The 14409-nt window shown below is 73.2% G+C and carries 13 protein-coding genes; 7 read left to right on the plus strand and 6 right to left on the minus strand.

What is annotated here, in order from left to right; genetic code table 11:
• Window positions 1-18: 18 nt before the first annotated feature.
• Together ACYVP9_RS05785 and ACYVP9_RS05790 are read right to left on the minus strand one after the other, a co-directional pair.
• Window positions 19-675, minus strand: a complete 657-nt coding sequence (locus ACYVP9_RS05785; protein ID WP_460603751.1) for a potassium channel family protein — start codon at window positions 673-675, stop codon at window positions 19-21.
• Between the two features lies 1 nt (window position 676).
• Window positions 677-1342: a potassium channel family protein gene (locus ACYVP9_RS05790; protein ID WP_460603752.1), complete on the minus strand. Its 666-nt coding sequence runs from the start codon at window positions 1340-1342 to the stop codon at window positions 677-679.
• Between the two features lie 170 nt (window positions 1343-1512).
• On the opposite strand from ACYVP9_RS05790, the gene ACYVP9_RS05795 reads away from it, so the two are divergent.
• From ACYVP9_RS05795 to ACYVP9_RS05815, 5 genes are read left to right on the plus strand one after another with little or no spacing between them, the layout of a single operon-like run.
• Window positions 1513-3579, plus strand: coding sequence for an APC family permease (locus ACYVP9_RS05795; RefSeq protein WP_460604304.1), 2067 nt, complete (start codon window positions 1513-1515; stop codon window positions 3577-3579).
• The gene (locus tag ACYVP9_RS05800; protein ID WP_460603753.1) at window positions 3572-4912 is read left to right on the plus strand and encodes a class I SAM-dependent RNA methyltransferase; all 1341 of its coding nucleotides are present in this window, start codon (window positions 3572-3574) and stop codon (window positions 4910-4912) included. Before ACYVP9_RS05795 ends, ACYVP9_RS05800 begins: the two co-directional genes overlap by 8 nt.
• 10 nt (window positions 4913-4922) lie before the next feature.
• Window positions 4923-6899 carry a 1-deoxy-D-xylulose-5-phosphate synthase gene (dxs, locus tag ACYVP9_RS05805; protein ID WP_460603754.1) on the plus strand — a complete coding sequence of 659 codons (1977 nt, stop codon included), beginning with the start codon at window positions 4923-4925 and terminating at the stop codon, window positions 6897-6899.
• An 18-nt stretch (window positions 6900-6917) separates the two neighbouring features.
• A complete protein-coding gene (locus ACYVP9_RS05810) occupies window positions 6918-7619 on the plus strand; it encodes a response regulator transcription factor (RefSeq protein WP_460603755.1) in 702 nt (233 codons plus the stop codon).
• Between the two features lie 7 nt (window positions 7620-7626).
• On the plus strand, window positions 7627-8823 hold the full coding sequence (locus tag ACYVP9_RS05815; RefSeq protein WP_460603756.1) for a sensor histidine kinase: 1197 nt from the start codon (window positions 7627-7629) through the stop codon (window positions 8821-8823).
• A 1-nt stretch (window position 8824) separates the two neighbouring features.
• Here ACYVP9_RS05815 and ACYVP9_RS05820 read toward each other — a convergent pair whose 3' ends face one another.
• The 4 genes from ACYVP9_RS05820 to ACYVP9_RS05835 all read right to left on the minus strand — a co-directional run bounded on the left by ACYVP9_RS05820 (window position 8825) and on the right by ACYVP9_RS05835 (window position 11864).
• On the minus strand, window positions 8825-9658 hold the full coding sequence (locus ACYVP9_RS05820; protein ID WP_460603757.1) for an HAD family hydrolase: 834 nt from the start codon (window positions 9656-9658) through the stop codon (window positions 8825-8827).
• Window positions 9659-9764: 106 nt separating this feature from the next.
• On the minus strand, window positions 9765-11015 hold the full coding sequence (locus tag ACYVP9_RS05825) for an HRDC domain-containing protein (RefSeq protein ID WP_460603758.1): 1251 nt from the start codon (window positions 11013-11015) through the stop codon (window positions 9765-9767).
• A 1-nt stretch (window position 11016) separates the two neighbouring features.
• Window positions 11017-11622, minus strand: coding sequence for a DUF3000 domain-containing protein (locus ACYVP9_RS05830; protein ID WP_460603759.1), 606 nt, complete (start codon window positions 11620-11622; stop codon window positions 11017-11019).
• Between the two features lie 47 nt (window positions 11623-11669).
• Window positions 11670-11864: a hypothetical protein gene (locus ACYVP9_RS05835; RefSeq protein ID WP_460603760.1), complete on the minus strand. Its 195-nt coding sequence runs from the start codon at window positions 11862-11864 to the stop codon at window positions 11670-11672.
• Window positions 11865-11964: 100 nt separating this feature from the next.
• Between ACYVP9_RS05835 and hemE the strand changes: the two genes are divergently transcribed.
• Window positions 11965-13020 (plus strand): uroporphyrinogen decarboxylase, encoded by a 1056-nt coding sequence (gene hemE, locus ACYVP9_RS05840; protein ID WP_460603761.1) that lies wholly within the window; start codon window positions 11965-11967, stop codon window positions 13018-13020.
• A complete protein-coding gene (gene hemG, locus ACYVP9_RS05845) occupies window positions 13017-14405 on the plus strand; it encodes a protoporphyrinogen oxidase (protein ID WP_460603762.1) in 1389 nt (462 codons plus the stop codon). The genes hemE and hemG overlap by 4 nt, the downstream gene beginning before the upstream one ends.
• The last annotated feature ends 4 nt before the right edge of the window (window positions 14406-14409 follow it).

A 14409-nucleotide genomic window follows, 5' to 3' on the forward strand; every position in this document is an offset into this window, starting at 1 on the left:
CGCCGGGGCCCGGCGCCGCTAGGGCAGCACGGCCTCGCGCAGCGCCTCCTCGTTCTCCGGCAGCGCGACGAACAGCAGTTCGTCGCCGGCCTCCAGGGGCTCGTCCGCACTGGGCGTGATGACCCGCTTGCCCCGCACGATCGCGACCAGCGTGGTGTCGGGCGGCAGCTGCAGGTCGCGCACCGGCGAGCCCGAGACCGGGGCGTCGTCGGGCAGGGTGAGCTCGACGAGGTTGGCCTGGCCCTCGCGAATGCCGAACAGCCGCACGACGTCGCCGACCTCGACGGCCTCCTCGACGAGGGCGGCCAGCACCCGCGGTGTCGACACCGCGGTGTCGACGCCCCAGGCGTCGGTGAACAGCCACTCGTTGGCCGGGTGGTTGATGCGCGCGACGACCCGTCGGACGGCGAACTCGGTCTTGGCGAGCAGCGACACGACCAGGTTGACCTTGTCGTCCCCGGTGGCGCCGACGACGACGTCGCAGTCCTCGAGCCGGGCGTCCTCGAGCAGGTCGACCTCGCAGGCGTCGCCGTGCAGCCAGTCGGCGCCCAGCACCCGCTCGGGGTCGATCTTGCGGACGTCCTTGTCGATGAGCAGAACCTGGTGGTGCTTGCCGATGAGCTCGCGGGCGATGGAGCGGCCGACGGCCCCCGCCCCGGCGATGGCGACCCTCATGTCACTCGCTCCCGTCGGGTGCGCGGCCGACGACGTCGCGCAGGCCCGCGGCCTGCTCGTCGGCGGCCAGCAGGTACACCTTGTCGCCGGACTGGATCAGCGTGCTCGGCGTGGGCAGCGCGCCGGTGCCGAAGCGGTTGTAGAGCGCGGCCCGGGTGCCGGTCGCGGCCTCGAGGTCGGCGAGCGGACGTCCGACCCACCCCTCGTGCGGCGCGACGGCCACGAGCGCCACGTGCCCGGTCGGGTCGCGCCACGCCTCGGCCGTCGCCTCGCCGAGGACGGTCTTCATCAGCCGGCTCGCCGTCCAGGGCACCGTCGCGACCGTCGGGATGCCCAGCCGCTCGTACACCTCGGCGCGCCGGGGGTCGTAGATGCGCGCCACGACGCGGGTGACGCCGAAGGTCTCGCGGGCGACCCGCGCGGCGATGATGTTCGAGTTGTCACCGCTGCTGACGGCCGCGAACGCGCCGGCCTCCTCGATGCCGGCCTCGACCAGCGTCTCGCGGTCGAAACCGACGCCGCGGATCATCCGTCCGGGGAAGTTCTCGCCCAGCCTGCGGAACGCGAGGGGGTCCTGGTCGATGACCGCCAGCGTGTGGTCGGTCGTCGCGAGCTGCAGCGACAGCGCGGCTCCGACCCGACCACAACCCATGATTACGATGTGCACGGCACCCCTCAGTGACGTTGCGCTGCTTCGACCGGCATCCGACCGGCACGCGACTGGCACCAGCGACACCGAAGGCTAACCGGTAAGGCGACGACAACAGTGAAGGGCCGGGGAGGCGGGCGGTGGCCGTACTACCGCGGGTGCTGAAGCGCATCGTCATCGGCAGCCCGATGTCGTCGTCCGAGGCGGGTCACACCCTGCTGAAGAAGCGCCTGGCCCTGCCCATCTTCGCCAGCGACGCGCTCTCGAGCGTGGCCTACGCCACGCAGGAGATCCTGATCGTGCTCACGATCGGCGGCACCGCGTTCCTGTACCTCGCGCCGTGGATCGCCGCCGCCGTCGTGGTGCTGATGTCGACGGTCGTGCTCTCGTACCGCCAGCTGGTGCGGGCGTACCCGACCGGCGGCGGCGACTACGAGGTGGCGTCCAAGAACCTCGGCCGCGCGGCCGGCGTGGTGGTCGCCAGCGCGCTGCTCGTCGACTACGTCATGACGGTGGCGGTGTCGGTCAGCTCCGGCGTCGACAACGTCATCTCCGCCTTCCCGTCGCTCGGTGAGCACCGCGTGCTCATGGCACTGGCGTTCGTGCTGCTGCTCGCCGCGGTCAACCTGCGCGGGTTGAAGGAGGCCGGGCTGACGTTCGCCGCGCCCACCTACCTGTTCGCGGCCGGCGTGTTCGTCATGATCGGCACCGGGCTGGTGCGCACGATCGCGGGCGACGCCCCCGTGGCCGAGAGTGCGCGGTACGGCATCGAGCCCCACGAGGGGTACGGGTCGCTCGGGCTGCTGGCGCTGATGTTCTTCACGCTGCGCGCCTTCTCGTCCGGGTGCACCGCCCTCACCGGCGTCGAGGCGATCGCCAACGGCGTGCCCGCGTTCCGTCCGCCGAAGGCCCGCAACGCGCAGCTGACGCTCGTCGCCATGGGCGCGATCGCGGTGTCGATGTTCGCCGGGCTGACGGCCATGGCGCTGATCTCCGACGTCCGCATCACCGAGAACACCCTGAACAGCTGCGACCTCACCGGGTTCGCCGGCAACTGCGAGAACACCCCGCAGCGCACCGTGATCGCCCAGGTGGCCGGCGCCGTGTTCGGCGGCGCCGACTCACCGGGCTTCTTCTACATCCAGGCCGTCACCGCGCTGATCCTCGTGCTCGCGGCGAACACCGCGTTCAACGGCTTCCCGCTGCTGGGCTCGATCCTGGCCCGCGACCGCAACCTGCCCGCCCAGCTGAACAACCGCGGCGACCGGCTCGCCTACAGCAACGGCATCCTGATGCTGGCCGTGGTCGCCGGCCTGCTCATCTGGATCTACGACGCCAACGTGACGCGGTTGATCCAGCTGTACATCATCGGCGTCTTCACGTCCTTCACGCTCGGCCAGACCGGCATGGTGCGGCACTGGAACCGGGCCCTGCGCACCGAGCGCGACGCGGCCGAACGCAACCGCATCCGCCGCTCGCGGGCCATCAACGGCTTCGGCGCCTCGCTGTGCGCGATCGTGCTCGTCATCGTGATCCTGACGAAGTTCACCAAGGGCGCGTACCTCGTACTGATCGCGATGCCGATCCTGTACGCGCTCATGCGCGCCATCAACAAGCACTACCGGCGGGTGGCGGCCGAGCTGGCCACCGAGGACACCGGCCTGGTCATGCCGTCGCGCAACCACGTCATCGTGCTCGTGTCGAAGGTGCACAAGCCGACGTTGCGCGCGCTGGCCTTCGCGAAGGCCACCCGCCCCGACACGCTGACCGCGCTGACCGTCAACGTCGACGACGAGACCACCCGCGCGCTGCAGGCCGAGTGGGAGCGCCACGACCTGCCGATCCCGCTCACGGTCGTCGAGTCGCCGTTCCGCGAGATCACCCGTCCCGTGCTCGACTACATCCGCCAGCTGCGCACCGACCGGCCGCGCGACATCGTGAGCGTCTTCATCCCCGAATACGTCGTCGGACGGTGGTGGGAGCAGTTGCTGCACAACCAGTCCGCGTTGCGGCTCAAGGGACGACTGCTGTTCCAGCCGGGCGTCATGGTCACGAGCGTGCCCTGGCAGCTGCAGTCGTCCGAGGTGGCGGCCAACCGCCCGCTGCGTCCCGACGGCCCGGCGGCGCTGCCCAACCGCGCGCCGGTGCGCACACCCGGCGCCGCGCCGGGACAGGCGCAGCCGCGCCGCACGGCCCGCAGCGCCGAGCGGCCGCCGGGCGACACCTCCCGCGACGTGCCCGCACCGCGTGGCTGAGCGCGCCGGCGGCGACGGCCCGCTCGCCGGGGCCACCCTCGAGCTGCGGGTCGGCGGCCCGGCGCACGGCGGCTCGTGCGTCGCCCGCCACCCCGACCCGGACGGGCGCGTGGTGTTCGTCCGCCATGCCCTGCCCGGCGAGCGGGTACGGGCCCTCGTGACCGCCGACCGCGGTGGCGCCTATTGCTTCGCCGACGCCGTCGAGGTGCTCGAAGCCGCACCCGGACGGGTCGCCCCGCCCTGCCCGCACGCCGGACCGGGCCGGTGCGGCGGCTGCGACTGGCAGCACGCCGACCCGGCCCTGCAGCGTGAACTCAAGGCGACCGTCGTGCGCGAGCAGTTCGCGAAGCTGGCGGGGCTGGACGTCGACGCGCTGGGCTTCGCCGGCGTCGAGGAGCTGCCCGGCGGCATGCTCGGCTGGCGCACCCGGGTGCAGTACGCGTCGCGGGGCGGGACGGTGGGGTTGCACCCGCACGCGTCGCACGCGGTGCTGCCGATCGACCGCTGCCCGCTCGGGGTGCCCGGCGTCGACGTCCCGCCGCCGGCCGACACCCTCCCGGCGGACGCCACCGGGGTCGAGCTGGTGGCCGGCACGGGGTCCCCGGCCGATCCTCCTGACCTGCTTCCGGAGCGGAGGCAGGTCAGGAGGACCGGCAGAGAGGGGGTGGCGGTGCTGGCCCACCGTCCCTCCGCGCGTCAGCGCGACCGACGGCAACGGGGTCGCCGACCCCCGGATCGGGTCGAGGTCGTCGCCGGCCCGGCGACCGTCACGTACAGCGCGCTCGGTCGCGACTTCGAGGTGGCGTCGGGCGGGTTCTGGCAGGTGCACCCGGCCGCCGTCGACACGTTCGCGGCCGCCCTGCTCGAGGCCGCCGGACCGCAGCCGGGGGAGCGGGTGCTGGACCTGTACGCCGGCGCGGGAGCCCTCACCGCCGCGCTGGCAGACGCTGTGGGCGAGCAGGGCGCCGTCATCGGGGTCGAGTCGTCCGCGCAGGCCGTGCGCGACGCCGCCCGCAACCTCGCCGACCTCCCGCAGGCGCAGGTGCGCCACGGCCGGGTCGACGCCGCGCTGCTCACCGGGCTCGAGGTCGGGCCCGACGTCGTCGTGCTCGACCCGCCCCGCGCGGGCGCCGGTCGCGACGTCATGACCGCGCTCGCCGCCCTCGGCCCGCGGGTCGTGGGCTACGTCGCGTGCGACCCGGCAGCGCTGGCCCGCGACGTCGCGGTGATCACCGGGCTGGGCTGGGAGCTGGCGTCGTTACGGGCCTTCGACGCCTTCCCCATGACCCACCACGTCGAGTGCGTGGCGGCTCTGCGACCTCCGGGAACGTAGGATCGAAGGCGTGACACAGGTACTGGACGGCATCGCCGGTCCGGCCGACCTGCGCCGACTGAACGCGGACGAACTGAGCCTGCTCGCGGCCGAGATCCGCGATCTGCTCGTCCACACGGTCGCGCGGACCGGCGGTCATCTCGGACCCAACCTGGGCGCGGTCGAGCTCACGATCGCCCTGCACCGGGTCTTCGACTCGCCCACCGAACCGATCCTGTTCGACGTCGGCCACCAGGCCTACGTCCACAAGATCCTCACCGGCCGGGCGCGCGACATGGCCACGCTGCGACAGAACGGCGGCCTGTCGGGCTATCCGAGCCGGGCCGAGAGCGAGCACGACTGGATCGAGAACTCGCACGCGTCGACCGCGTTGTCCTACGCCGACGGCATGGCCAAGGCCTTCGACGTGCGCGGCGACCGCCGTCCGGTCGTGGCCGTCGTCGGTGACGGCGCGCTCACCGGGGGCATGTGCTGGGAGGCGCTGAACAACATCGCGGCGTCCGACCGTCCGGTCGTCGTCGTGATCAACGACAACGGCCGTTCGTACTCGCCGACGGCGGGCGGGCTGGCCAAGCAGCTCGCCGCGCTGCGGCTCTCGCCCGGGTACGAGCGCACGCTCAGGCAGGTGCGCGGCACCCTCGAGCGGACGCCCGTCGTGGGCCAGCCCCTCTACGACGCGCTGCACGGCGTGAAGCGCGGCCTGAAGGACCTGCTGCAGCCCCAGGGCATGTTCGAGGACCTCGGCCTCAAGTACTTCGGGCCGGTCGACGGCCACGACATCGCCGCCCTCGAGGACGCCCTGCGCATGGCCCGCGGGTTCGGCGGGCCGGTCATCGTCCACGCCGCCACCCGCAAGGGTTACGGGTACGGCCCGGCCGAGAACGACGAGGCCGACCAGATGCACCAGTCGGGCGGGTTCGACCCCGTCACCGGCCTGGCGCGCAAGGCGACCGGGCGCACCTGGACCAGCGTGTTCGGTGAGACGCTCGTCGAGCTGGGCGAGAAGCGCGACGACGTCGTCGCCGTCACGGCCGCGATGTGCGAGCCCACCGGCCTCGGCGCGTTCCTGCGACGTTTTCCCGAGCGCACCTACGACGTCGGCATCGCCGAGCAGCACGCCATCACGTCCGCCGCGGGGCTGGCGTCCGCGGGACTGCACCCCGTCGTCGCCGTGTACGCGACGTTCCTCAACCGCGCGTTCGACCAGCTGCTGATGGACGTCGCCCTGCACCGCCTGCCGGTCACCGTCGTGCTCGACCGCGCCGGCGTGACCGGCAACGACGGTGCGAGCCACAACGGCATGTGGGACCTCGCCCTGCTCGGCATGGTCCCGGGCCTGCGCCTGGCCGCACCGCGTGACGAGCCGACCCTGCGCGAGCTGCTGCGCGAGGCCGTCGGCGTCGCCGACGGCCCGACCGTGCTGCGGTTCCCCAAGACCCCGCTCGGCCGTGAGCTCCCGGCCGTGCGCCGAACCGGCGACACCGACGTGCTCGAGGAGCGCTCCGAGCACGACGACGTCGACGTCCTGCTCGTCGGGGTCGGGGCCACCGCGGCCGATGCGATCGAGGCGGCGGCCGCCGTCCGCAGCGCCGGTTGGTCGACGCGGGTCGTGTCACCGCGCTGGGTTCAGCCGGTCGACCCCGCGCTGGTCACCCTCGCCCAGGGGGCCCGGCTGGTCGTCACCGTCGAGGACGGCGTCGCGACCGGCGGCGTCGGCTCACGGCTCGCGCAGACTCTGCGCGAGTCGGGATGCGATGTTCCGACACGCGAGATCGGCATACCGGTACGGTTCCTCGAACACGGCAGTGTGGCGGACGTGAAAGCATCCGTCGGGCTCACCGTCCAGGACATCGGACGGCGGGTCGTCGAATGGGCCGCCCGCACCACGGACCGGTCCGGCGGCAGTGCCGGCAGTACGGCTAGTACCGGCAGTTCCGACGCCGACGCCGCATCCGCGCGGCGATCCGGTGATCACGGGGGACAGTGACACAGCGGGAGGCCGAGGATGCGGATCCTCGTCGTGGAAGACGAAGTACAGCTCGCCGAGGCGGTCGCACGCGGCCTGCGTCGTGAGGGCATGGCGGTCGACGTGGCCACCGACGGCGACGAGGGGTATCGCAAGGCGGCCCTGACTCGTTATGACGTCGTGGTGCTCGACCGAGACCTGCCCGGCATGACCGGCGACGAGATCTGTCGGCGGCTCACCGACGAGGGTGTGCTGACGCGGGTCATGATGCTGACCGCGAGCGGCACGGTCGAGGACAAGGTCTCCGGTCTCGCGATCGGCGCCGACGACTACCTCGCCAAGCCCTTCGCGTTCGCCGAACTCGTGGCGCGCGTACGGGCGCTCGGCCGCCGCACCACGCCCGCCGCCCCGCCGGTGCTCACCGCGGGCGACATCGAGCTCGACTCGGCCAAGCGCACGGTCACCCGGCGCGGCGAGCTGATCGACCTGACCCGCAAGGAGTTCGGTGTCCTCGAGACGCTGATGACCGCGGGCGGAGCCGTGGTGAGCAGCGAGGAACTGCTCGACCGCGTGTGGGACGAGAACGCCGACCCCTTCACCACCACGGTGCGCGTCACGATGATGACGCTGCGCCGCAAGCTGGGTGAGCCGGCGATCATCGACACGGTGGTCGGCTCCGGGTACCGCATCGACCCGAACGTGCTCGGCGACGGTGCCGAAGGAGCCGGTTCGGACCGGTGACCGTCCGATGAGGTTCTTCCGCCCGACGCTGCGCGTGCGCATGGCGCTGCTCTACGGCGGACTGATCTTCCTCGTCGGCATCTCGTTGCTGTTCACCTGCGCGATCCTGATCAACAACGCGATCAGCGACCTGCCCGTCTACAACTCGAACCAGCCCGTCTTCACGCGCGACCAGGCGGGCCGGTACACGCAGATCCAGATCGACCAGGCCGGTCAGGACGCGCAGGACAAGGCGCTGACCTACCTGCTGCACTCCGGGCTGCTGTACTTCGTGATCATCGTCGTGATCGGCACGACCGGTGGTTACCTGCTGGCCAAGCAGGCGCTGCGGCCGATCGCGAAGCTCACCCAGACCGCCCGCGCGCTGTCGACCGAGACGCTCGACCAGCGCATCAACCTCGGCGGCCCGGACGACGAGCTGCGCGAACTCGCCGACACCTTCGACGAGATGCTCGCCCGGCTCGACGCGGCGTTCGACAGTCAGCGGCTGTTCGTGGCGAACGCCAGCCACGAGTTGCGCACCCCGCTGTCGGTGATCAAGACCGAGCTCGAGGTCACGCTCGGCGACCCGGACGCCGACCCCGACGAGCTGCGGCGCATGGGTTCGGTCGTCGCCAGCGCCACCGAACGGGCGCAACGCCTCGTCACGTCGCTGCTGAGCCTCGCGCGGCTGCAGGCGGTGGGCGGCGGCGAGCTCGAGGTCAACGAGACCGTCGACCTCGCCTGGTTGGTGCCGGCGGCGCTGCACGCCGTCGCGCCCGAGGCGGACGAGAAGAACATCAGCATCGAGACCGAGGTCGACGCCGCCCTCACCAACGGCGACCCGCGGCTGCTCGAGCGGCTCATCGGCAACCTGGTCGAGAACGCGATCCGCCACAACGTGCCGGACGGGTGGCTGCGCATCACCACCGGTCAGAGCGCCGACAAGGTGTGGCTGCACGTGGCCAACGGCGGCACGGTCATCCCGGGCGGGGACGTCGACCGCCTGTTCGAGCCGTTCCGGCGCGGCGGACGGATGCGCACGGCCACCCGCGGCGCCGGGTTGGGGCTGGCGATCGTCCGCCTCATCGTCGAGGCGCACCGCGGCAAGCTGCAGGCTGCGGCCCCGCCCTTCGGCGGCCTGGCCATCCGGGTGGAACTCCCGCGCGACCACTCCGAACCCGCCCGGCGCACCGAGCGGGCCGGAGTGGACGCGCGCGCCTGAGCTACGGCAGGTAGTACATCGGGTTCGGCAGCTTGAACCCGCGGTCGGCGTAGCCGCCGGTCAGGTCGCTGTACTGGTCACCGAAGTTGGCGGTGATGTCGTAGCCCTGCGACTCGATGTACTTCCGGGTCAGCGACTTGTACTGGATCGTCGAGCAGCTCGGGGCGCACGACGAGTAGATCGGCTTCGTGAGGTCCTTCAGGTACACGTTCGAGTCCTGGAACGAGTAGCCGGCGTCCGAGAGGTTCTCCTCGGTGCCGCTGCGCTGGCTCTCCGGCCGGCCGGTGAGGAAGAACAGCGTGTAGCCCTTGCTCTGCGCGTACTGCGTCAGCTGCGGCATCGACGGCACGGCCGGGAAGACGCCCGCGTTGACGAACGCCGCGTTCGAGGTCGGGTTGTAGACGAAGTTCGTGTAGATCTCGTAGTTGTAGGTCGACAGCGACGTGTCGTCGACGTCCAGCAGGATCGCGCGCTTCGCGTTCGAGGGCACCGGGTAGCGCTTCAGCGACTTGTCCAGCCACTTCTTCGCGTCGGTCGTGATCCCCGTGACCTCGTTCGCGTACGCGCCGTTCGGGTCGAAGGTGTACAGGTCCGTGGTGCCGGTGACCGGGTTGACGGTCGTGGCGTCCTTGGTGTTGCCGTAGTAACCCTTGATGGCCGTCCGCACCTGGTCGATGTTCTGGATCTGATCGGCGCTCGTCGGGGACGTCGGCGGGGCCGGCACGGCCTTCTGGGACGGGTCGGCCGAGGCGGTCAGCGTCGTGGCGAGCACGGCAGCCAGGGCGACGGCCGCGGTCGCGATGCCGGTCGGACGGAGTCGGGAGATGCGGGGCATCAGACACCTTTCGGGTGAACGGGCGAACGTGCGCCTATGCGCACAGCGTGCGCATACCTTCTCCGATCGGTGGCCCGCCGCCAACCCCCGGGGCGGGAATCGACGGTCAGTGGTCGTTCTGGAGGGCGGCCGCGAGTGCGGCGGCGGTCAGCTCGACCTGCCACGGCCGGGCGCCCAGTTCGGCCAACCGGGCGGCGACGGCGTCCTCGTCCGCGGGCCGCGGCGGCTCCCAGCACAACCGCCGTACGACGTCCGAGGCGAGCAGGTTCTGCGCGAGCACGGCGTGCCGCTCGGCGGCGGCGGCCACGACGTCCCGGGCCGCGGCCAGGCGCGCGGCAGCGGCCGGGTCGCGTTCGCGCCACCGCGACGGCGCGGGGATGCCGTCGCCACCGCCGGCGGTCAGCGTCGGCAGCTCGGCCGGGTCGAGCGCGCGGGCGCGCTCGAGGGCGCCGAACCACCGGTCGAGGCGGCGGCGCTGGCGCGGCCCCCCGAAGACGGGCAGCGCGGCGAGTTGGGGCGCGGTGGCCGGGTTCGTGCGGGCGGCGTCGATGATCGCGGCGTCGGGCAGCACCCGTCCGGGGGCGATGTCGCGCTCGGCGGCGTATTCGTCGCGGGCGGTCCAGAGTTCGCGGACGGCGGCCAGTTGCGGGCGCGTGCGCAGCTTGTGGATGCCGGACGTGCGCCGCCACGGGTCGTGGCGCGGCGCCGCGGGCGGGGCCAGCCGGACGGCCTCGAACTCCTGCCGGGCCCAGTCGAGCTTGCCGGCGGCCTCGAGCTGGTCGGCGAGCGTGTCGCGCAGCGGGACGAGCAGCTCGACGTCGAGAGCGGCGTACACCAGCCAGTCGTAGGGCAGCGGACGGGTCGACCAGTCGGCGGCCGAGTGGCCCTTCTCGAGGCCGACCCCGAGGTGCTTCTCGACCATCGTCCCCAGGGCCACGCGCTCGTCGCCCAGCAGCCGTCCGGCCAGCTCGGTGTCGAACAGCGCGGCCGGACGCAACCCCAGCTCCGCCAGGCACGGCAGGTCCTGGTTGGCGGCGTGCAGGATCCATTCGGCGTCGCCGATGGCGGCGTTCAGCGCGGTCAGGTCGGGCAACGCGATCGGGTCGATCAGCTCGGAGCCGACGCCCGCGCGGCGCAGCTGCACGAGATAGGCGCGCTGGCTGTAGCGGTAGCCGGACGCGCGTTCGGCGTCGAGCGCGATCGGGCCGCGCGCCGCTGCCATGCGCTCGACGAGCGCCGCCAGTTTCGCGGGGTCGGTGAGCGGCTCGGGGACGCCGTCACGCGGCTCGCGCAGGACCGGGACCGGCGGGACGTCCGACGGTTCGTCCGTGGCCGGGGTTGCTGCCGGGTCGGCCACGTCAGGCGGTCGGCAGGAAGGAGACACCCTCGGGTGGCAGGCCGGCGGCGGTGCAGAGCAGGTCGACGAAGGCCAGCAGGTGCGGCCCGAGCTGCGGGTTGTCGGCCGTCCACGACGCCCGCAGTTCCATCGTCACCGCGGTCGCCGGTCCGGCGACGTCGCCGAAGCGGGTGGACGTCGTCTGGGTGACCGTGCCGCCCGCGGCCCGGAACGCGGCGCCGCGCTCCTCGAGACTGCCGGTCAGCCAGCTCCAGCCGACGGTCGGCAGCATCGGGTCGACGCCCATCGCCTCGTCGAGCTCGGCCGAGGCGTACGCAACCAGCCGCAGCACGCCGTCCCAGGCGTCGTGGCCGCCCGGGTCGTGCAACAGCACGAGCCGGCCGGTGGCCAGGTCGAGCCCGGCGTTGTCGCCGCTGCCGGCGACCTCGGCGCTCAACGCATAGCTGTAGGGGGCCAGCCGCTGCGGCGGGCGCAGCGGCTCGACGCGCACCTCGCGGCGCACCGAGGTGGCGGTCAGGGCCGCGACGGCGGCCCGGAAGACGGCGGGTTTGGGCTCGTCGGGCTTCGGGGGCGCGGACGGGGGCGGCGAGGACACGGTGCCGGTCATGTCGCGGAGGTCATGGAGGTGAGTGTCATCCCGTCGTCTCGAGGGCCTCAGGCGGCGTGCCGGCTGCGCCGGCGGGGACGGATCAGCTGGACCACCAGCGCGTCGAACAGCACCGCGGTGCCGCACTCGACGCACGCCCGGTCGGGACAGTCGGCCCCGTGTCCGTCGGCGCAGGGAGGTGTCTCGGCCGCGGTCTCGCGATCGCAGGCCGGGCAGAACAGGTACTCGGGTCCGGCGTCCACGACAGCTCCTTTCCGCAGGTCGGGCCCGGCGCGAGGCCGGGTTTCTGTTGTCACCGTGACACGGTCGCCCGGCGGCGGGTCGGAGGCGCGCCGTGGGACCATGGCGGTGATGTCCGCGCTGCCCGCACCCGCCACCCCGTCGCCGGCGGACCCGTTGCTCGTCCGCGCCGCGCTGGCGGACCCGGGTCCCCGTCCGCCGGTGTGGTTCATGCGCCAGGCGGGCCGTTCGCTGCCCGAGTACCGCGCGCTGCGCGAGGGCACCGCCATGCTCGACGCGTGCCGTGACCCCGAGATGATCACCGAGATCACGCTGCAGCCGGTGCGCCGTCACGGCGTCGACGCGGCCATCTTCTTCTCCGACATCGTGGTGCCCCTGGCCGCGGTGGGCGTGGGCGTCGAGATCGTCCCGAACGTCGGGCCGGTCGTGGCCGACCCGGTGCGCACCTCCGCCGACCTCGAGGTGCTGCGGCCGCTGGTCCCTGACGACGTCGACTACGTCGACACCGCGGTGCGCGCGCTCGTCGGCGAGCTGGGCGGCACGCCGCTGATCGGGTTCGCGGGCGCGCCGTTCACCCTCGCCAGCTACCTGATCGAGGGCGGGCCCTCGAAGGACCACGCCCGGACCAAGGCCCTGATGCACGGCGAGCCGCAGCTGTGGCACGCGCTGCTCGAGCGGCTCGCGGTCATCACCGCCGCGTTCCTGCGCGTGCAGATCGACGCCGGCGCGGCGGCGGTCCAGTTGTTCGACTCCTGGGCCGGCGCGCTCTCGCTCGCCGACTACGAGACCTTCGTGCTGCCGCACAGCCGCGCCGTGCTCGAACCGCTCGCGGGCACGGTGCCGCGCATCCACTTCGGTGTCGGCACCGGCGAACTGCTCGCCGCGATGCGGACGGCGGGCGCCGACGTGGTCGGCGTCGACTGGCGCACTCCGCTGGACGAGGCGGCGCGGCGGCTCGGGCCGGGGGCGGTGGTCCAGGGCAACCTCGACCCGGCCCTGCTCAGGGCGCCTTGGCCGGTCGTCGAGGCCGCCGTCCGCCGTGTCGTCGCCGAGGGACGCGCCGCCGCCGGGCACATCTTCAACCTCGGCCACGGGGTACCGCCGAGCACCGACCCCGATGTCCTGACCCGGATCGTCGAGCTGGTGCACTCGCTGTGAGCCGCCCCGATCTCGTCGTCGTGGGTGGCGGGGTCGCCGGTCTCGCCGCCGCGTGGTTCGCCGCCGAGGCCGGTCTCGACGTCACGGTGCTCGAAGCGGCCCCGCAGGTGGGGGGCAAGCTGCAGCTCGCCGAGGTCGGCGGGGTGAGCGTCGACGTCGGCGCCGAAGCCATGCTGGCCGCCCGTCCCGAGGGCGTGGCCCTCGCCGGCCAGGTGGGTCTCGACACCGTGGCCCCGGTGACCACCGCCGCGCGGGTGCGGGCGGGCGGACGGTTCTTCCCCCTGCCCAGGCGCACGCTGCTCGGCGTGCCCGGCGACATCGAGGCGCTGCGCGAGTCGGGCGCGCTGTCGGACGCCGCGCTGCGCGTGGTCGAGGCCGAGCCGTCGCTGCCACCCCTGCCGCCGCTGACCCGGGACGTGAGCGTCGGGTCCCTCGTCCGCAGCCGCCTCGGCGACGAGGTCGCCGACCGGCTCGTCGACCCCCTGCTGGGCGGGGTCTACGCGGGCAGCGCCGACGGCCTGTCGCTGCGCGCCACCGTCCCGCGGTTGGCCGAACTGCTCGCCGGCGGCGGGTCGCTGGTCGAGCTCGTCGCCTCGGTCACGGGCACGGGTGCCCCCGCTGCGGCCCCGCGCCCGCCGTTCACGTCCGTCCGCGGCGGCATGGGGCGGCTGCCGCAGCAGCTGGCCGCCTCGGGCCGGTTCACCGTCCGCACCGGGGTGACCGTGCGACGTATCGACCGCACCGGGCGGGGATTCGCGCTCGAGTGCGGCGCGGTGCCGGTGTCCGAGACGCTCGACACCGACGCGGTGATCGTCGCGGTGCCCGCCCCGAAAGCGGCTCGGCTGCTCGGCGGCGTCGCCCCGGACGCCGCTCGCGAGCTCGGTGCGATCGAGTACGCCAGCATGGCCGTCGTGTCGTTCGCCTACGACGACCCGTCCGGCGATCTCGCACCCCAGGGCAGTGGCCTGCTCGTCGCGGCGGGGGAGCGGCTCGCCACCAAGGCGATCACGCTGACCAGCCGCAAGTGGCCGATCGAGACGGGCGGGCGCACCGTGCTGCGCGCGTCGGTCGGACGCTTCGGCGAACCGCACGCGCTGCGCCTCGACGACGGGCAGCTGGGTGAGATCGTCCGACGCGACGTCGCCGCGCTCACCGGCATCGAGTCCGCACCGCTGGACACCGTCGTCACCCGGTGGGGCGGCGGGCTGCCCCAGTACCCGCCCGGTCATCTCGACCGCGTCGCCCGGACGCGGGCCGCGCTGGCACCGGTGCCCGGGCTGGCGGCCTGCGGCGCCGCGTTCGACGGCGTCGGGGTGCCCGCCTGCATCGCGAGCGCCCGGGTGGCGGTGGACCAGGTGCTCGCCGGTCCGGACCCGCGAGGATGATGGA

The sequence above is a fragment of the Jatrophihabitans fulvus genome (assembly GCF_054781375.1).

Excerpts from the sequence above, each read along its gene's own strand:
- ACYVP9_RS05785 (WP_460603751.1), bottom strand. The coding sequence starts at position 675 with ATGAGGGTCGCCATCGCCGGGGCGGGGGCCGTCGGCCGCTCCATCGCC.
- ACYVP9_RS05830 (WP_460603759.1), bottom strand. The coding sequence starts at position 11,622 with ATGACCGGCACCGTGTCCTCGCCGCCCCCGTCCGCGCCCCCGAAGCCC.
- ACYVP9_RS05795 (WP_460604304.1), top strand. The coding sequence starts at position 1,513 with ATGTCGTCGTCCGAGGCGGGTCACACCCTGCTGAAGAAGCGCCTGGCC.
- hemE (WP_460603761.1), top strand. The coding sequence starts at position 11,965 with ATGGCGGTGATGTCCGCGCTGCCCGCACCCGCCACCCCGTCGCCGGCG.
- ACYVP9_RS05810 (WP_460603755.1), top strand. The coding sequence starts at position 6,918 with ATGCGGATCCTCGTCGTGGAAGACGAAGTACAGCTCGCCGAGGCGGTC.
- ACYVP9_RS05820 (WP_460603757.1), bottom strand. The coding sequence starts at position 9,658 with ATGCCCCGCATCTCCCGACTCCGTCCGACCGGCATCGCGACCGCGGCC.
- ACYVP9_RS05815 (WP_460603756.1), top strand. The coding sequence starts at position 7,627 with ATGAGGTTCTTCCGCCCGACGCTGCGCGTGCGCATGGCGCTGCTCTAC.